This is a genomic window from Maribacter sp. R86514, from assembly GCF_044597005.1.
Classification (GTDB): Bacteria; Bacteroidota; Bacteroidia; order Flavobacteriales; family Flavobacteriaceae; genus Maribacter.
The window spans coordinates 3,626,424-3,645,079 of sequence record NZ_CP138999.1; the positions used below are offsets into that span (position 1 = coordinate 3,626,424).

At 35.3% G+C, this 18,656-nt stretch carries 21 protein-coding genes; 8 read left to right on the forward strand and 13 right to left on the reverse strand.

The window, feature by feature from the left end; genetic code table 11:
- Positions 1–1,149: a sensor histidine kinase gene (locus SJY30_RS15915; RefSeq protein ID WP_396633113.1), complete on the reverse strand. Its 1,149-nt coding sequence runs from the start codon at positions 1,147–1,149 to the stop codon at positions 1–3.
- Positions 1,150–1,275: 126 nt separating this feature from the next.
- Here SJY30_RS15915 and SJY30_RS15920 point away from each other — a divergent pair, with 126 nt between their 5' ends.
- Both SJY30_RS15920 and aat read left to right on the forward strand, forming a co-directional pair.
- Positions 1,276–1,650 carry a DUF3127 domain-containing protein gene (locus tag SJY30_RS15920; protein ID WP_396633114.1) on the forward strand — a complete coding sequence of 125 codons (375 nt, stop codon included), beginning with the start codon at positions 1,276–1,278 and terminating at the stop codon, positions 1,648–1,650.
- 134 nt (positions 1,651–1,784) lie between these two features.
- Entirely contained in the window at positions 1,785–2,417 is a 633-nt protein-coding gene (gene aat, locus SJY30_RS15925) for a leucyl/phenylalanyl-tRNA--protein transferase (RefSeq protein WP_396633115.1), read from the forward strand.
- On the opposite strand, the gene SJY30_RS15930 is transcribed toward aat, so the two are convergent.
- The 5 genes from SJY30_RS15930 to SJY30_RS15950 form a co-directional block, all read right to left on the reverse strand.
- Positions 2,409–3,098, reverse strand: a complete 690-nt coding sequence (locus SJY30_RS15930; RefSeq protein ID WP_396633116.1) for a DUF2490 domain-containing protein — start codon at positions 3,096–3,098, stop codon at positions 2,409–2,411. The two genes, aat and SJY30_RS15930, sit on opposite strands and share 9 nt — an antisense overlap.
- Positions 3,085–3,672: a hypothetical protein gene (locus SJY30_RS15935; protein WP_396633117.1), complete on the reverse strand. Its 588-nt coding sequence runs from the start codon at positions 3,670–3,672 to the stop codon at positions 3,085–3,087. The genes SJY30_RS15930 and SJY30_RS15935 overlap by 14 nt, the downstream gene beginning before the upstream one ends.
- A gap of 20 nt (positions 3,673–3,692) precedes the next feature.
- The gene (locus SJY30_RS15940) at positions 3,693–4,256 is read right to left on the reverse strand and encodes a DNA-3-methyladenine glycosylase I (RefSeq protein ID WP_396633118.1); all 564 of its coding nucleotides are present in this window, start codon (positions 4,254–4,256) and stop codon (positions 3,693–3,695) included.
- A 35-nt stretch (positions 4,257–4,291) separates the two neighbouring features.
- Positions 4,292–5,254 carry a sodium-dependent bicarbonate transport family permease gene (locus tag SJY30_RS15945; protein ID WP_396633119.1) on the reverse strand — a complete coding sequence of 321 codons (963 nt, stop codon included), beginning with the start codon at positions 5,252–5,254 and terminating at the stop codon, positions 4,292–4,294.
- Positions 5,255–5,548: 294 nt separating this feature from the next.
- On the reverse strand, positions 5,549–5,863 hold the full coding sequence (locus SJY30_RS15950; protein WP_276493496.1) for a hypothetical protein: 315 nt from the start codon (positions 5,861–5,863) through the stop codon (positions 5,549–5,551).
- Positions 5,864–5,960: 97 nt separating this feature from the next.
- Here SJY30_RS15950 and SJY30_RS15955 point away from each other — a divergent pair, with 97 nt between their 5' ends.
- Positions 5,961–6,884, forward strand: coding sequence for a LysR family transcriptional regulator (locus SJY30_RS15955; RefSeq protein WP_396633120.1), 924 nt, complete (start codon positions 5,961–5,963; stop codon positions 6,882–6,884).
- 4 nt (positions 6,885–6,888) lie between these two features.
- Here SJY30_RS15955 and cutA read toward each other — a convergent pair whose 3' ends face one another.
- Positions 6,889–7,206, reverse strand: a complete 318-nt coding sequence (gene cutA, locus SJY30_RS15960) for a divalent cation tolerance protein CutA (RefSeq protein ID WP_396633121.1) — start codon at positions 7,204–7,206, stop codon at positions 6,889–6,891.
- A gap of 213 nt (positions 7,207–7,419) precedes the next feature.
- Here cutA and SJY30_RS15965 point away from each other — a divergent pair, with 213 nt between their 5' ends.
- The 5 genes from SJY30_RS15965 to SJY30_RS15985 are packed head-to-tail and all read left to right on the forward strand — an operon-like array spanning position 7,420 to position 13,202.
- A complete protein-coding gene (locus SJY30_RS15965) occupies positions 7,420–8,106 on the forward strand; it encodes a TetR/AcrR family transcriptional regulator (RefSeq protein WP_396633122.1) in 687 nt (228 codons plus the stop codon).
- Positions 8,099–9,781 (forward strand): peptidase domain-containing ABC transporter, encoded by a 1,683-nt coding sequence (locus tag SJY30_RS15970; protein WP_396633123.1) that lies wholly within the window; start codon positions 8,099–8,101, stop codon positions 9,779–9,781. The genes SJY30_RS15965 and SJY30_RS15970 overlap by 8 nt, the downstream gene beginning before the upstream one ends.
- Positions 9,774–11,126, forward strand: coding sequence for an HlyD family secretion protein (locus SJY30_RS15975; protein ID WP_396633124.1), 1,353 nt, complete (start codon positions 9,774–9,776; stop codon positions 11,124–11,126). The genes SJY30_RS15970 and SJY30_RS15975 overlap by 8 nt, the downstream gene beginning before the upstream one ends.
- Positions 11,127–11,128: 2 nt before the next feature.
- Positions 11,129–12,532, forward strand: coding sequence for a TolC family protein (locus tag SJY30_RS15980; protein WP_396633125.1), 1,404 nt, complete (start codon positions 11,129–11,131; stop codon positions 12,530–12,532).
- Between the two features lie 58 nt (positions 12,533–12,590).
- Positions 12,591–13,202, forward strand: a complete 612-nt coding sequence (locus SJY30_RS15985; protein WP_396633126.1) for a thioredoxin family protein — start codon at positions 12,591–12,593, stop codon at positions 13,200–13,202.
- Here the strand turns inward: SJY30_RS15985 and SJY30_RS15990 are convergent.
- The 6 genes from SJY30_RS15990 to SJY30_RS16015 form a co-directional block, all read right to left on the reverse strand.
- Entirely contained in the window at positions 13,185–13,913 is a 729-nt protein-coding gene (locus tag SJY30_RS15990; RefSeq protein ID WP_396633127.1) for a hypothetical protein, read from the reverse strand. The two genes, SJY30_RS15985 and SJY30_RS15990, sit on opposite strands and share 18 nt — an antisense overlap.
- A gap of 64 nt (positions 13,914–13,977) precedes the next feature.
- Entirely contained in the window at positions 13,978–14,691 is a 714-nt protein-coding gene (gene truB / locus SJY30_RS15995; RefSeq protein WP_396633128.1) for a tRNA pseudouridine(55) synthase TruB, read from the reverse strand.
- 22 nt (positions 14,692–14,713) lie between these two features.
- Positions 14,714–15,511, reverse strand: coding sequence for an undecaprenyl-diphosphate phosphatase (locus SJY30_RS16000; protein WP_396633129.1), 798 nt, complete (start codon positions 15,509–15,511; stop codon positions 14,714–14,716).
- Complete coding sequence (locus tag SJY30_RS16005) at positions 15,512–15,775, reverse strand: DUF3098 domain-containing protein (RefSeq protein WP_396633130.1); 264 nt, start codon at positions 15,773–15,775, stop codon at positions 15,512–15,514.
- Between the two features lie 9 nt (positions 15,776–15,784).
- The gene (locus SJY30_RS16010; RefSeq protein WP_036157076.1) at positions 15,785–16,663 is read right to left on the reverse strand and encodes an ABC transporter permease; all 879 of its coding nucleotides are present in this window, start codon (positions 16,661–16,663) and stop codon (positions 15,785–15,787) included.
- Between the two features lie 63 nt (positions 16,664–16,726).
- Positions 16,727–18,547 (reverse strand): T9SS type B sorting domain-containing protein, encoded by a 1,821-nt coding sequence (locus SJY30_RS16015; RefSeq protein ID WP_396633131.1) that lies wholly within the window; start codon positions 18,545–18,547, stop codon positions 16,727–16,729.
- Positions 18,548–18,656 lie beyond the last annotated feature (109 nt).

Genomic DNA, 18,656 nt, shown 5'->3' on the forward strand with positions numbered 1-18,656 from the left:
TTAGTGCACCACTTTTAAAGAAATTTGCATTATAGTACCTTCTTTGCCAGATGATAACACTTTTATTTTGCCATCATGATATTCTTCAACAATACGCTTAACCAAAGAGAGACCTAGGCCCCAACCTCTTTTTTTAGAAGTAAAGCCGGGTGTAAAGATACTATTATAGTTGCTTTTTGAAATACCATGTCCAGTATCGGCTATTAAAATGTTGACATATTTGTTGTCTTGAACTATCTCAATGGCAATACTACCCTTGCCTCTCATGGCATCAATGCCGTTTTTAACCAAATTCTCTATGGTCCAATTGTATAATGAACTGTTTAACATAACCGGTAGGTAATCTACCTTTGTGCTGAAAGAAAAGTGAATAAGTTTAGAGCTTCTTCGCTTTAAATAATCGAAAGCATCTCGGGTTTCTTTTACAATATCGCTTTCTTCAAGTTTTGGTAATGAACCAATTTTAGAAAAGCGCTCGGTAATGGTCTCTAGTCGATCAATATCCTTTTCAATTTCTTTTGTTATGCTGGGGTTAATCGCTTCAGATTTCAACAGTTCATTCCATCCTAAAAGAGAAGAAAGAGGTGTGCCGATTTGGTGCGCGGTTTCTTTGGCCATACCCGCCCATAATTTATTCTGTTCAGAAGCTTTGTTGGTCTTGAATAAGAAATAAATAACAGCGGCAAATAAGAAAATAATAAGCAGTAATGCTATTGGATAGTACTTGAGCTTCGTTAAAACATCAGAATTTCCATAATATAGGGTAGCTAAATGTTCGCCTTGTTGATCAATAGAAATTGGTACGTTTTCATTTTTGAATTTTCTAAGCTGACTTTGAATAAAGGCGGAGTCTTTAGATTTTTTAGGTGGAAAATTGTTTACCCTGATCGATTTATCCTTGTTAATTAAAATCATTGGGGTAGAGGTGTTGTTTTGAAAAACCTTTAAATGTAGGCTACCTAAATCTACAGTTTCAGAAGATTGTAAAAATTCTGATTGAGCCGTCGCCCAGATTTCCATTTTAAGCCGCTCTTCTTCTTTAAATTGTTTAAAAAAGCTATTGGTGTTCCATAAGATCAGACTCACTACAACAAAGGAGCCTATCAATAGAAAAATGTTGGAAATTTTGTTTTTAGGAATAAAGTTCATCCAATAGTTATCTAACACTAAAGATAACCCTAATTGTGAATAATTGTTGTGTTGTTATCTAAGTGCGCTGTTTTATTAGAACATCATTTTATGTATTTTTGAACTCTATTGTAAAAAGAGTTCAAGATGGAAATAGAAGGTAAAGTAAAATTGATAGGAGAAACCCAAACTTTTGGGTCTAATGGCTTTAGAAAAAGAGAATTGGTTGTTACTACAGATGAGCAGTATCCACAGCATATAATGGTAGAGTTCGTTCAAGATAAATGTGATTTATTGAACAGCTATAATGTAGGTCAAGATGTAAAAGTAAGCATTAACCTTAGAGGAAGAGAATGGACAAATCCTCAAGGTCAGGTCAAGTACTTTAATTCTATTCAAGGATGGCGTATAGAAGGTTCACCTCAAGCAGGAGCAGCCGGTATGCCGCCAGTTGCACCAATGGAAGCTTTTGAGCCTGCAGATAATTTAAATGAAGAGGATCATGATGATCTTCCTTTCTGAAAAATTGTAAAAAATTATAAAAGACGTTATGTCTTTATAAAAGTAAACTTGTTTAGCTTTAAAAAGTTAAACAAGTTTTTTTGTTTTAAGACCTTTACTTATTTTATGAATAAACTTAAAAGTCACGGCTAGTCATGTATTTTTTGACAGATGAACTTATTTTTCCACCGGTAGATAGTGCCAATATAGAAGGTCTATTGGCAGTAGGCGGTGATCTTTCTCCAGAACGGTTGCTATTGGCATACCAAAGCGGCATATTCCCGTGGTTCGATAATGATTCTATCATTTTATGGTGGAGTCCCGATCCCAGAATGATCCTATATCCCAATCAAATAAAAATCTCTAAAAGTATGCGTAAGGTTATTCGTAATGAACAGTTTCGATTAACAAAAAATACGTGCTTTAAAGAAGTGTTAGAGTATTGTTCATCTGTACCGCGTGAAGGTCAAGATGGTACTTGGATTACGGATGATATGAAAAATGCGTACATAGCATTACATGAAAAAGGTATTGCAAAATCATATGAGGTTTGGGAAGACGATTCTTTGGTCGGTGGTTTGTATGGGGTTGATTTAGGTGATGTATTCTGTGGTGAAAGTATGTTTAGCTTAACTTCTAATGCATCAAAATTTGCATTCATAAAACTTGCCGAAGAATTAAAAGCTAAAGATTATAAGGTTATTGATTGCCAATTGCATACAGATCATTTAGAAAGCATGGGTGCGCAAGAAATACCAAGAAAAGAGTTTATGAAGTTTTTAAATTGAGATGACCAGACTGTTTAGAAAAAGGAAAACATGTGCAGTACTTTCTGTATAATTTTCCATTCTAAATTGAACTCCAAACTGTGCTTTTAGTTTTTGTGAAATAGACCAACCTACTTGTGATGTCAGTCGTTGGTCGTACATGGGGCTTAAACCTTTGCCTATACTCAACAAAGATTCTGTAGTAGCGACTAAATAAGGTTCACCAATATCCATCTTTAAACCTTTTAAAGGTATATCTATGGCAAAGCGATACCTAAAACGATGAACTAGTTTAGAGGGCTGAATACGTTGCTCTATTCTAAATCTATTACCAAAACGAGCACTATTCGTTTTTTTAGTGATGTTAAATTGTTGGGTAAGCCTAAGTTCATTTTCCTTGTCACTTTCAAATGCTTCTCTAAATCGATATTGAACACCTAGACCTATGCTTTTATCTGGCTCTATTGTTAAAGATGAAAAATGTGCGATTTCTATTTGTCTTATGGTTAGTTGGGTTTGGTTGTCTTGATATGTATAATTTCTATTGGATAAAGAAATGTTCTGTTTAAGTAATGGGGTAACCTTGTAGTTAAATGCAACTTCAGGTTCCCAATATGCAGTTGTGGTATTTTGTGATTGTACAAGGTAAGTGCCTAAAAATAAAAATAGGACTATGCCGTACCCAACTCTAATACAGTACATGATCATAATTAGGAGGAAGCGAGGTTCTCGTGTTTTTAAAATTACCATCGGCATCAAACAGAATTTCATAGTCTAAATACCCTTTGTCTTTTTTACCTACCACAACTATTTCATAGTTATTAGAGGGTAGCATAAGGTTTTGAAATGCGTTTTTGAAAATATCTTCTACCATTTCATTATTTGAAAGATATTGTTGTTGAAGCCTTTTTATTTTATATTTTGTGAAAGTATTGTTCAAATAATCTAAAATTTTGGCATAGGTGTCATTTGGGATATCAGTAGGTTTAATGAGTATTTCTATATCTTCTAAAGTGCCTTCTTCATTAAATTCTATACTGTACCAAAGCTTGTCTTTTTTAAGTTTAGCTTCATAACTTATTTTGGTGCTATCGGTTTCTTTGTAGTATTTAATACGTTTAAAATCTGTAACATTTTCCGTTATGTTCGCAATGGCCAAAGCGGGAAATTGAGATTTAAGAATACGATGTTCTCTTTCATATTTATATTGAGAGAGCCCTACTTGAAAACATAATAATATACTAGCGATAGTTAATTTTAAAGGAAAATTTTTCATGTTGCACGTAATTGGTTTACCTATACTTGATTGTATCTAAAGCAATCTACTTGATGGTCGTTTACCATACCGGTTGCCTGCATAAAAGCATTAATGATGGTGCTGCCTACAAATTTAAAGCCTCTTTTTTTTAGGTCTTTGCTTATGGCATCTGAAGTTGGTGTATTTGCAGGGGCATCTTTATAGTTTATGACTTCATTTTTAACGGGTGTGTTATTTACAAATGCCCAAATGTATGCAGTAAAAGAACCAAACTCTTGTTGAATCTTTATATAAGCTTGTGCGTTGGTGACTGTGGCGCGAACTTTTAATTTATTTCTAATAATACCCTCATCTTGTAATAAGGATAAGATTTTTGTTTCAGTGTATGTTGCTATTTTTTTATAATCAAAATGATCAAAAGCTACCCTAAAGTTCTCTCTCCTTTTTAAAATGGTGATCCAGCTTAAACCTGCCTGAAAGGTTTCCAATACTAAGAACTCGAACAATAAAGCATCGTCTTTAACAGGTACACCCCATTCTTGATCATGATAAGCTTCGTAAAGTGTATCGCCTTTACACCAGCCACACCTGTTTTTCTCCATAAAATAAAAGTACTATTAATTGAGTTCTGTTCAAACTAAAACCAAGTAACTATACATAGATACAAGGGCATACCCAAAGTAATGTTGAACGGAAATGTAATTGCCAAGGCCATAGGTAAATATAAGCTAGGGTTTGCTTTAGGTGCTGCTAAACGCATAGCTGCAGGCACGGCTATATAAGAAGCACTTGCCGCTAAGATGGCAAATAAGAATCTATTTCCTACACTTTCGGTAAAAATGGCGCTGACCATAGCGACGATACTACCGTTTATAAGAGGTATTACTATAGCGAAAATAAAAGCAAACCATCCTTTTTTAATAAAATCAGCCAGTTTTTTACCGCTGGTAATACCCATATCTAAAAGGAAAACTGCTAAAAAGCCTTTGAAAATATCTGTAGTAAACGGTTCTATGCCTCTGGCATGTTGATCACTGGCCAAAAAACCGATAATTAAACTACCGATTATTAAAAGTACACTACCGTTTGTTAAAGAATGCCTTACTACGTTTGGTAGACAAATTTTGTTTTCTTTGTTTTTTTGAAAATAAGACATCAACAGTACGCCGATAATAATAGAAGGTGCCTCCATAAGTGCCATTACCGCGACCATATGACCGCCAAAATCTATCTGTTCCATTTCTAAAAATGATACAGCGGTGACAAAAGTTACAGCACTTACCGAACCATATGATGCGGCTATAGCACCAGAGTTTGCAACACTGAATTTTCTTCTTAAAATAAAATAAGTGTAGAATGGTACGAACAAAGCCAAGAAAACACCGAATAACAATGACCATAGAATTTCTATGTCGAGATTGCTATGCGAAAGTTCTAGACCACCTTTAAAGCCAATAGAAAACATTAAATAAAGGGAAATGAACTTTGATGAATTCGGCGGAATTTCTAAATCACTTTTTAATTGAACGGCAATTACCCCTAAGAAGAAAAAGAGCAGGGCCGGGTTGGTCAGATTATCTAACAGTAAATGTAAATCCATAAAAGTTTATTTGTAAAAAGGTTGGAGGGAGTTACTTGATCTAAATGTCATAACATAACTCCCCTTTATAAAAGAAAGATTGAATATTATTACAGGGCGTTCAGTTTTCGTTCACCCTGGTCTTAATGAATAATATTAAAGTGATTATACTACAAGAAACTAAGATTTGGGTTAAAAACAACCCATTGTTTTTGTAGGAAAGTAGGATAAGGGTTCCCATAAATAGAATGGTGGCTAACAAGGGTAGACTTACTTTTTTAAACATAATGTTTTTTTTTAAGAAAGAAATTTAGACTATTCGTTTATGGTTATTTCTAGTACACCGTTAATTGTAACCGTTACGTTTTTACCAAATTGATCTCTAAAAAACTCATTTGAGATTTTCTTGTCATTTTGAAGTTGACCTATTCTACTGTCAGGAAATTCTGTGTTTGATTTTGAAAAACCTTCGCAAAGAGATAGGCGTTGTAATTTGTGAAAGTTTATTTTTTCATTGATGAGGTTCTTTACGATATCATTAGCCTCAGAAACTGTAAACTCACCATCTACGAGTTGAATGTTCTGTTTTTTGATAGTTTTTTTGACTTCGTCTTTAACTTCTGCGTTCATAATATTTAGTTTATAGAATTAGATTCGGATGCAAATCTTATATTTTTTATTCATTTAATTTTATTTATATTTATTATGTCATACATAAAAATATTTTATGAATTATACATTACATCAGTTAAAGATATTCTTGCAAATAGCTGAAAGTGAAAGTATTACAAAGGCTTCTGAAGAGTTGTATCTAACACAGCCAGCAGTGTCTATTCAGTTAAAAAATTTTCAAGATCAGTTTTCTATTCCTTTAACAGAAGTTGTAGGGCGAAAGCTTTATGTAACTGATTTTGGTAAGGAAATTGCAGTGGCCGCCAAAAGAATACTCCAAGAAGTAGATGCTATTAATTATAAGATTCTATCCTATAAAGGAGAGTTGGTGGGTAAATTGAAATTTTCTGTAGTGTCTACCGGCAAGTATGTAATGCCGTATATGATTTCAAATTTTTCACACCAGAACAAGGGTGTTGATTTAGTAATCGATGTTACCAATAAATCTCAAGTAATAGAAAGTTTAGAATTGAATACGGTAGATTTCGCCATGGTGTCCGTTTTACCTAAAAAACTGAAGGTGGAACGTGTAGAGCTTATGCAAAATAAATTATATCTAATTGCCGGAAAAAATGGATTGGGGAGCAAAACCCTTTCTAGAAAGAAAATATTTGAGCAATCACCATTAATTTATAGAGAGGCTGGCTCTGCAACAAGGGCCGCAATGGAAAATTTTATAACTAAGAATAAATTCGAGGTTCGTAAAAAAATTGAACTTACCTCTAATGAGGCCGTAAAGCAGGCGGTAATAGCAGGTTTGGGTTTTTCGATTATGCCTATAATTGGGCTAAAGAATGAACTCAAAAATAAAGACGTGCAAATTATACCGATCAAGGGTCTGCCTATAGAAACCAAATGGAATTTAATTTGGCTTAAATCAAAAAAGTTATCACCTACCGCTTTGGCATTTTTAGACTATTTGGAGGAAGAAAAAAATCAAGTAATTGAAGATAATTTTAGTTGGATAGATGCTTACTGAGTTTTTAAATTTTTGCTGTTTGATCTCGTAGTAATTGAATTTGTTCATCATCCATATAAATAATGGGAACGGCATAGATCAATGGCATGTTTTCAGGGTACTTTTGCCTTAATACCTTGTTGATTGTAGTAAATAATAGCGCTTTTGTTTTTCCTTCTATGATTGTTTTCTTCTCGAAAGTGATCTCTCCGTTCTCTTCATTTTTATTGAAAGCTTTATTGCTTATGATGTTGGCGCTATATATTAACTTTTGAGTTAAAAGTAGTCTCGCAATTTCTTCTGCCTGTTTTTTTGTTTTGACAATTATACGTGCTAAAATCATATGTATAAATTTTATTGATTTCGATTATTTAAAATAAAACCCAATTTTTTTTTCATGTTGCAAGGTCAATAGTACGAGGATAATCAGATTTTTTAGTTCGGAAAATACGAATGTAAGGGCTATCAAAAAGGTGTTACTATTATAAATTAATGTTAAACTATTAGTGTATGATAGTATTACTATTATATTTGCAATCGACTTAATTTAAATATTATGGATAGGCTCTTACAAGGGGTACAAATAAGAATCAATGAGAAACTCTTTCTAAAAGATCCAGAGTCTTCTAGTCTGGGCAAAAGAATAATTGAGTTTAGTATTCAATTGATAGATGAAATAGGCTTTGAAAGTTTTACTTTTAAAAAACTAGGAAAGGAAATTGGTTCTAACGAAAGTAGTATATACCGTTATTTTGAAAATAAGCACAAACTTTTATTGTATTTGACCTCATGGTATTGGGGTTGGATGGAGTATCAACTGGTTTTTGCTACCAACAGTATTAGAAACCCCCAAGAAAAACTAATGAAGGCGATCTTTATTATGACCAAAACAATAAAAGAAGATTCTGCTTTTTCGCATATCAATGAGGTTCTGTTGAATAATATTGTAATCAATGAATATTCTAAGTCTTATTTGACAAAAGAAGTGGATGTTGAGAACAAAGAGGGCTATTATATTATATACAAAAGACTCGTAAGTAGACTTGGGGAAATGATTTCAGAAGTGGATCCCAACTATAAATATCCTACAAGTTTAGCAAGTACTATTCTTGAAAACGGTTTGCATCAGCATTTCTTAAAAGAACATTTTCCTTCACTAACAGATTGTAATAGTAAGGTTACACCAACTCAGTATTTAACACACTTAGTGTTTAATACCTTAAATAATACTATCGATGAATAAAAACATATTAACCGCCTGGCAACGTTTCTTAGGTCTTTTAAGATTAGATAAGAAAGACGTTTTTCAGATATTTTATTATGCCATTTTTGCCGGTGTGGTCAACCTTTCATTGCCTTTGGGTATACAGGCGATCATAAACTTAATGCAAGGTGCACAGATTAGTACATCATGGATCGTATTGGTTATTGGGGTAACCATAGGTGTAGCGTTTGTAGGTATTTTACAATTAATGCAGATAAGGATTATAGAAAACGTTCAACAAAAGATTTTTACGCGGGCATCTTTCGAATTCGCCTATAGATTTCCTAAGATTAAAATGAGCGAGCTTCATAATTATTATCCGCCAGAATTGGCGAATCGGTTTTTTGATACCTTGACCATTCAAAAATCACTATCAAAAGTATTGATAGACTTTCCTGCAGCATTGTTACAGATTGTTTTTGGTTTGATATTACTTTCTTTTTATCATCCGTTTTTTATAGTCTACGGCCTACTATTGCTGTTATTGATTTATGTAGTTTTTAAGTTTACCGCACAGCGTGGTTTAGATACTAGTTTAGACGAATCTAAGAGTAAATATAAAGTGGCGCACTGGTTACAAGAGATAGCGCGGTCTATAGTTAGTTTCAAGTTGTCAGGTAAAACTTCTCACGCTTTAGATAAGAACGACACTTTGGTGGTAGAATATTTGAATGCTAGAGAAAGTCATTTTAGGGTTCTTGTGTTACAATTTATCCAAATGATAGGTTTTAAGGTGTTGGTAACGGCCGGTCTTCTTCTAATAGGTGGTTTATTGGTATTGAACCAAGAAATGAATATTGGTCAATTTGTCGCTGCTGAAATTATTATTCTTTTGGTCATAAGTTCCGTAGAAAAACTAATATTGGGTCTTGAGACTTTTTACGATCTATTGACTTCTCTAGAGAAAATGGGTCAGGTAGTAGATAAAGAACTTGAAATACAAGAAGGCGAAAAGCCATTTATGGAAAACCAAGCTTTTACTGTTGAATTAAATGATATTTCTTATCGTGTACCACAACAAAAAAGACAGGTAATTTCAGATTTGAGCTTGACCATAACTCCGAATTGTACTATTCTTTTAAGGGGTAATAGCGGGTCTGGTAAAAATACACTATTACGTATTATCGCAGGTATTATTGAGCCAGACAGTGGTGGGGTGTATATCAACGGAGTCTCTTTAAGGGGTATGAACCTAAACTATTACCGTTCTCATCTAGGTCAGTCATTGCCAGAAGAATCTCCTTTTGAAGGCACTATACTGCACAACATTACTTTTGGAGATAAGGAAACTACAAATGAGCAAGTTTATTGGGCATTGGATAAAGTAGGACTTACGGAATTTGTAAAGAAACAGCCAGAAGGGTTAAATACCGTTCTATATCCCGAAGGAAAACAAATTCCATATACCATATCAAAAAAGATCGTACTGGCAAGAAGTATTGTTCGTAAACCAAAGTTATTGATATTGAAAGATCCTTTAGATCAGTTCAATAGTGAAGAGGCTGATAGAATTTTAAGCTTTTTAAGTGATTCATCTAATGGGTGGGCACTACTTGTGGTGAGTGAAAATGATAAATGGATCAAAAAATGTTCTCGTATTATCACTATGGACCAAGGTCAGATTATTAACGAAATCTCAGGAAAAGATGCTTAATATTTCTCATAAAAAATTGAACGGAAATGTATCTATAGCGCGTTTTAAATCCGCTCAAAAAGTAAATCATAAAAGGCACTATAAACACTTTAATCGCTTTTTGTTGGCTTTCGCGATAGTTGGCGTTATCGTATTGTTTTTGCCTTGGACCCAGACAATTAATGCAAGAGGGTATTTAACAACACTAACACCAGGTCAAAGACCGCAAACCATTCAATCTCAAATACCGGGTAGAATTGAAGAGTGGTACGTACAAGAAGGTGATTATGTAAAAAAGGGAGATACAATACTCTTTATATCTGAAGTAAAGTCTGAGTATTTTGATCCAGATTTAGTAGAAAGAACTGGGCAGCAATTAAAATCAAAATCATCTTCTGTTACGTCTTATGAGGATAAGGTGAAATCCTTAGATAATCAGGTAGCGGCGTTGTTCAATGAAAGAAGATTAAAGTTAGAGCAGGCCAAGAATAAATTGATGCAAGCGAAATTAAAGGCACAAAGTGATAGTATTGATTTTGAAGCGGCAAAGACGAACATACAAATTGCAGAACGCCAATATGAACGTACGGCTCAGTTACAAAGCGAAGGTTTAAAGGCGGTAACAGATGTCGAAGAAAAGCGCTTGAAATTACAAGAAACACAGGCAAAATTAATTTCGCAAGAGAACAAGTTATTGGCTGCCAAGAACGAGATTATCAATGCAGAAGTTGAAATCAATAGGGTGCAGGCTTCTTATACAGATAAGATTTCAAAAGCGCAAAGCGATAAGTTTACGGCGATGTCTAATCAATTCGATTCTGAGGCTCAGGTGAGTAAATTAGAGAATGATTATACCAATTATCAAATGCGAAACCAATTACGTTACGTAAGGGCACCGCAAAATGGCTATATCAATAAAGTGCTTACGGCAGGTATTGGTGAAACTTTTAAAGAAGGTACGCCCTTGGTAGGCATTATGCCGGCTGACTATGATATGGCGGTAGAAACGTTTATAAATCCTATAGACTTGCCGCTGGTTCATTTGGGTGAAACGGTCAGAATTCAATTTGATGGTTGGCCGGCAATCGTTTTCAGTGGTTGGCCAAATGCATCTTACGGTACATATGGCGGTAAGGTAGTGGCCATAGAAACTTTTATAAACCCTAATGGTAAATATAGAATACTCTTGTCGCCAGACAAAGAAGATCAACCATGGCCAGACGCTTTACGTGTAGGTACTGGAGCAAATACCATAGCCTTGTTAGAAGATGTACCGATCTGGTACGAACTTTGGCGTCAGCTAAACGGTTTCCCGCCTAATTATTATCAGCCGGAAGGCGCTCAAGATAAACCTGTAAAAAAATAAGAATGAACAGAATTATTATCTTTTTCTATCTGTCATTTGGGCTGTTTGCGAACGCTCAGACCGTAGATTCTGTGCAGCTTAATTTTAGGGAGTATTTAGGGTATGTAAAAAAATACCACCCTGTGGCCAAACAAGCAGAAATGGTAATGAGTGTTGGTCAGGCAAATTTAATGAAGGCGCGTGGTGGTTTTGACCCAAAGATAGCTGTAGATTATTCTACGAAAGAATTTAAAGGTTCTGAGTATTATGATTTATTGAACTCTACCTTTAAAATACCAACTTGGTACGGTATTGAATTAAAGGGTGAATTTGAGCAGTATACCGGTGAATATGTAAATGCCGAAAGAAATGTGCCCGATGATGGCTTGTATAGTGCCGGTGTTGCACTTTCATTAGGTCGCGGTTCTTGGATAAACGAACGTATGGCTACCGTAAAGAAAGCCAAATTTTTTAGGGAGCAATCTAAGGCAGATAGAGATTTATTGGTGAATCAGATTTTGTTCGATGCTTCATTGGCATATTTCAATTGGTTACAAGCATACAGAAATAGTCTGTTGTTCAACGATTTTTTGTTGAATGCTAAAGTCAGGTTGAAAGGTGTTAACCGTAGCGCACAAGCAGGTGAAATTGCAGCCATAGATACGGTAGAAGCAAAGATTGCAGTACAGAATAGGGCATTGGAAAAAGAACAGGCCAATGTGGTTTTGCGTAATGCCAGATTAGAATTATCTAATTACCTATGGATGGGCGAAAACATACCAATGGAGTTACAGGACGGTGTGGTTCCAGATACCTCATTAGATACCGAAATTGATCAGGCTCTAGAGATTTTAGGCAAACCGCTCGATAGTTTTGTGCTAGAGAACCATCCAAAATTAAAATCATTGAACTACAAAATCGATGGGCTAATAGTGGATAAACGCTTAAAGACAAATAAGTTGTTGCCAAGAATAGATGTGGAATATAAGTTCATTACAGATGAACCGGAGTATTTGAATTCATTTGAAAGACAAAATTTTAAAGCAGGCTTAAATTTCGAACTTCCTTTGTTTCTTAGAAAAGAACGAGGAGATTTAAAATTGGCAAAATTGAAATTAAAAGACGCCGAGTTTGAGAGAGATAATGCAGAAGTACAAATTCAAAATAAGATAATTGCGATTTACAATGAGCTCGATTCTTTTCAAAATCAAAATGTACTTATAAATGATATAGTTACTAGTTATGAAGCGCTGCTATCTGCCGAAGAACGAAAATTCAGTTTCGGGGAAAGCTCCCTTTTCTTGATTAATTCAAGGGAAAGTAAATTGATTGATGCAGTGTTAAAACAAAATAAGGTCGAGAATAAATATTTTACCGCCAAAGCCAAGTTGTTCAACAGTTTAGCGGTAAATCCTGAGAATTTGTAAGCATTGAACTTTTAATACTACTAAAGGGTTCCATTACAGAAATTAAAATAGCAAACGCATGGAATTACTCATAGAAGATTTGATAAAAAAGGGAATGGAAACCGGTTTTAGCTATGCAGAATACCGAGCTCTGGTAGCAGATTTAGCTGAAAAAGGCATATCTACCGGTCCAGAACAGTCAGAAGCATTAACGCAATACACGCAATTGAATAATAGCCGTATGCGTAGATGGGACAAAACCTTAAAATTTAGTGACGAGGCTGTGGCTAGAATTAAATCTGTAGACAAGAAAATTTCATGGTTGGTATTATCTGAAAGTTGGTGTGGCGATGCTTCACCTGCATTACCGGTAATGAATAAGATTACGGAAATCAATCCGAATATATCCTTATCCATTATCCTACGTGATGAGAATTTAGAGATCATGGATCAGTTTTTAACCAACGGTGGAAGATCCATTCCTAAATTAATAGCTGTTGAAGATGGTAATGGTGCTGTAGTTGCAACTTGGGGACCACGATCGGCAAAAGCTACAAAGATGGTAGTTGATTATAAAACAGAACATGGTAAGTTAACTCCAGAGTTTAAACAAGAGCTACAAATGTTTTATAATAAGGATAAGGGTCAAAGTATTTTAGAAGATGTGCTAAAGTTACTTCCCTTGAAATAGGTAAGTAATAGTTCCCTTCTGAGCGTCTTTTGTAGAAGAATTAAATCTTGCTTTTAAAGCGTATTTGATGGCGTTATCAACAAGACATCCGTTAGAGGTACCTGAACTTTTAGCATTATAATCGGCTTCGGTAACATAGCCTAAAGCATTTACCTCAATGTTGATGACCACTTTACCTCCTTCTATACAAGTGTATATTGGTGGTGGTAATTTATAATTGTTTCTGTCTACTAAAGAATAAGAAACAGATGTTCTTCTTGCGGCCAGGTTGTTTGTAAATTCTTTCTTTTGAGCTTCCTTTTCTCCTAGAAGTTGTTTTTTTTCTTCTCGTTTTTTCGCCAGGGCTTTTACTCGTGCAGAATAACCGTCGTCAGAAATCATATTTTCTGTTGGGTCGCCATCACTCATTTCATTACGTTCTGCCATTAACTCCTCTAAAGTTTGTAGTGGTTCTGGATTACCGTAACTAGGTTTAGCGGTTTCGTTAAAGGCTAAGTGACTTTTAATAGGGTCTATTTCTTCTTGTTCTTCTAATGGTTCTTCCTCTTTTAGAATTTCTTCTAGAACCTCTGGATCCATAACCATTTCAACAACATAATCTTCTTTAGATTCTTCTTGCCCCCCAAACTGAATATTATACAATACCAGCACTACAATAGACATGCTAAAGACAGTGGCAAGTAATGATAATTGTTTTCTGTTCAGATTCATGGATATATAACCTTAATAATACCAAAATATTTTAGAAGATCGACAAATGGTAATCAATTGTTTGTTACCTGTTTTCTTCTGTACCTAACAAGATATCGGCATAAACCAAAGGGTCTTGAGCATTATCTACGTTAAAATCACCTATTTTGGTTCTTCTCAATGCTGTTAAATGCGCTCCAGAATTCAATGCTTTTCCAAAATCATGAGCCATAGACCTTATGTAAGTTCCTTTGCTACATGCAATTCTAAAGTGTACATTCAATCCGTCAATATCGGTAATTTCAAAAGCGCTTACATTTACTTTACGCTTTGGTATATCTACTGTTTTTCCTTCTCTTGCCAATTCATATAAACGCTTGCCATCTTTTTTAAGTGCAGAAAATACAGGTGGCGCTTGCTCTATATCACCAATAAATTCATTGGTAGTTGCTTTTATGAGCTCAGGCGTAATATGTTCCGTACCAAAAGTCTCGTTTATTTCGGTTTCAAGATCATACGAAGAAGTAGTTGCACCTAAAGTGAAAACACCTGTATATTCTTTTTCCTGCCCTTGGTATTCAGTGATTTTTTTAGTGAATTTACCGGTACAGATAATTAGAAGTCCTGTTGCTAACGGATCTAAAGTACCCGCGTGCCCTATTTTAAACTTCTTTAAGCTGAATTTTTTTCTGATAGCCCATTTCAATTTATTGACCGCTTGAAAAGAGGACCATTCTAGTGGTTTATCGATCAATAATACCTGACCGTTCAAATAGTCTTCTTTGGTCAAATCTTCCATGAATTTGGGTGTTTATTTTGTATTACGGATTAGTAAAACCGTATATAACGGCAATAAATCCTACCACAAGGCAGTAAATGGCAAAGTAAGATAGCTTGCTTTTGCGAACTAATTTAATCATCCAAGTACAAGCGGCAAGGCCGGCAACAAAGGCGGCAATAAAACCAGCGCCCATGGCTACATTATTTTCTCCGTCAAAAGTTAAATCTCCGCTCATAAGGTCTTTGGCAATTTTACCAAAGATCAATGGTACTACCATTAAAAATGAAAATCTGGCGGCTTTAGATTTGTCTACACCTAAAAGAACAGAAGTGGAAATGGTGGCTCCACTTCGTGAAATACCAGGTAGCATAGCAATCGCTTGAGAGATTCCTACAATAAAGGCATTACCAAAACTTACTTTCTTATCCGTGTCTTTGGCTTTATCGGCAAAATATAAAAGTACTGCCGTAATGATCAACATAAAGCCTACAAATCTAATATTTCCCCCAAAAAAGGCTTCTAACTGTTCTTCAAAAAATAAGCCCACAAATACAGCGGGTAACATGGAGATGATGATTTTGGCGGAAAACTGACTTTCTTCGTTCCATTTAAACTGAAACAATCCGCTTAAAATTTCCCAAATATCTTTTCTAAAAACTACAATTGTACTCAATGCGGTTGCAAAGTGTAGTACTACGGTAAATAATAAACTTTCTTCTTGAACAGAGTTGTCTCCTAAAATGGCTTTACCCAATTCTAAATGCCCACTTGATGAAACAGGTAAAAACTCGGTTAATCCTTGAATAATACCGAGAATAATAGCGTCTAAAGTATCCAATTAATCTTTCTTTTTGTGTGGGTTTAATAAAATGGCATAAATTTCTATGCCTAAGCCAATAAGCACTAAAGTTGGTGCAAGTCTTATTCTTCTAAAACTATAGATTTCAGGGTTGAAAACGTTAGGGTCGTCACTACCGCCACCGCTCATTAAAATAAAACCTACTGCAATACAGGCAAGACCAATAAACATGAACATGTAATTTTTCTTTTGAAAAATGAATTCTTGTTTAGAATGCTGTTCCACTTTGTTGTTTTTACTCATGCCGCAAATTTAATAATATAATTCGTCCGTTCTAAGGTTTAGGAAGCGTTGGGTCGCAAAATAGGTGCTAATGAACGAAATAAGTATACCCAATAGAAAAACGCTAACAAATAAAATGACTAAAATATAGGGTTCGTCAAATAAACCTAAATCTTGAAAATTAGTATTTACATAATACACGACTCCACCAATGGCCAATAAAGCAATTGCGGCCCCGATCATGCCTAATTTAATATTTTGCCATATAAACGGCCTTCTAATGAAGGTTTTCGTTGCGCCTACCATTTGCATGGTTTTAATGATAAATCTTTTTGAATAAATAGATAATCGAATAGAGCTATTGATCAATAATACCGCAATAAAGGTAAATATGGCACTGGCAACCAAAATCCAGAAACCAATCTGTTCAACGCTCTTGGCAACCATGCTCACTAGAACTCGGTCATAGCTTACTTCGTCTACAAAGCTCTTTTCTGAAAGGGTATCGGCTATTTCTTCAACTTTCTCTGCGGTAACGAAATCTGCATTTAATTTTACGTCGATGGAGTTTTTCAGCGGATTATACCCTAAATAATCAACAAAGTCCTCGCCAATATCTTCACTATGCTGTTTTGCTGCCTCTTCTTTAGATACGTATGTAGAAGATTTGGTGTATTCAGACATTGCCAGGGTTTTTTGAAGTTGTTCAACTTCAATTTCCTTGGTATTTTCTTTTAGAAACACAGAAATTGTGATTTGTTCTTTAGAACGATCCGCCATTTTTTTTGTGTTCAGAACCAGTAATCCTAAAATGCCCAGTAGAAATAAGACTAATGCAATACTTAGCACCACTGAAAAATAGGAGGAGATGAGTTTGCGTCTTTGATAATTTTCGAAGGAGTTCGCCATAGTACTTAAAAGTGCAGTAAAAATAGCAAAGTATTGTTAAATGGAACTTAAAAAAATAAAGCCTTAACGTTTTAAGCTAAAGTGTCCTTTGAATTGAGTGGTATCTGCCTCAATTAGATACCAATAATCATCTTCCGGCATTCGTTCACCTTGAAAAGTACCGTCCCAAGATGTAGCATTTGTATTCCCAAATTTGATGAGCTTGCCATAGCGATCAAAAATTAAAATCGAAACAGAATTAAAAACCTCTAATCCGTCAGGTTCAAAAAGGTCATTGACAGTATCTCCATTAGGTGTAAAGAATTTTTGAATGACCAGATGGTAAAAATCCTCCGTTACAACACCACAATCGGTATTGTCTTGAACGTAAATAGTGTAAAATCCGCCTTCTACAGCTTCAAAAATAGGGTTGGTTTGAAATGAGATTCCATCTAAAGAATATTCAAAATTTCCACTGTTGGCAGTAGAAACTACTATTGATGGTCCGTCAGATACTATTTTATCAATTCTAGGTGAATCTATTTGTTCAACTGTAATGGTTCGTGTGGCAGAGCATCCATTGGTGTTGGTTACAATGACTTCGTATTCGCCAGCTTCAGTAACGTCTATCATTTGGGTGGTAGCGCCTGTAGACCATTGGTAGATGACATTCTCAACATCGGCATCTAAAGTGATAAAAGAATCTTCACAAAGAAAAACATTAGAGTCATCAGGTATGATCGGTAATGGATTAACGGTCAGCGTAACTGCTGTTCTTGTAGTAGATGCACATTCAATTTCTGTTGAATTAGCTTCTGCGTAATAGGTGCCGGCAGTGCCAGTTTCTAAGTTTTGGTCATCAGATAAAATTAAATTTCCGCTAGTAGCGGCATCGTACCAATTTATGGAATATGAATTTTGTGTATTAACGGTTAGCGTACCTAGTTCACCTTCACAAATGGTTACATCTCCGTTACTTGTAGGTGCAGCGGGAATAGGTAGAACGGTAATGTCAAAAACATCGGATACCACGTTGCATAAATCATTGTTTACATTGACAATATCCTCTGCAATTTTTGTTCTAAAATAAGTAGTTGTGGTAACTGCCGGAGTATTTAAAATGGCACTATTTTCACCAGCGATGTCTGCCCAGGTTTGCTGATCTGTACTTTGCTGCCATTGGTAGGCATGAGAACTGAATACAGAAGAATCTGGTGTTGCGGTCAATGTTCTTGAAACACTGCCTTGGTCTTCACAAACTACCAAACTAGCTTCATCTGCTGCGGTAGCAATGGTGACATTGTCACCGCAAGATCGAAATAGAATATCGTCAATGGCTACATCATTTCCACATCCTCCATTACTGTTATTTCTCATCTTCAAAATAACCGATGTTTGTCCCGGTTCGGTTTTAAAAACCAAAGCATATTGTTCCCATTCTAAAGTACCAGTACCGGGTATGCTGCCAGTGTCCCCTTGCGCAAGTAAATTGCTGTCTGTTTCATCCCATATTTGAAAGCGAACATTTACAGGTATGCTATTGCCCTCGCAGCTTCCAGCGGGTTGTAGGTTAATAAGCCATGATGAAAACTCATAGGTGGTGTTTTCACACAAGCCTGTAACTTGACGTTGATAAAATTCCCCAGCGGTAAAACTGGCGTTGACAATAAAAAGTTTTCCGTTGCTATCGCCAGGTGTGTGGTCTTGAATGGAAAGCCAGTCAAAATAGTTTGTGGTACTAGAAATGGTGTAATCGCCATCATTTGGTGTGCCAGTAGTAAATTGATATGAAGTAGTGCCTGCAGGTAATTCCGGTCCATCGGTAGTGCCGGATCCAAAATCTTCCGTAAAAATGGGGTCGCCAGAATTGCCACCACAAAAACCAAGCTGCGCTTGCAGTTTCATAGAAAAAACACAAATTACGGCTAAAAAACAAATTAATTTTTTGGGGTATGATAATTTCACGAAACTAAGATACCAAATTTAGAAATAGGTGATATTGCGATACTTTGGT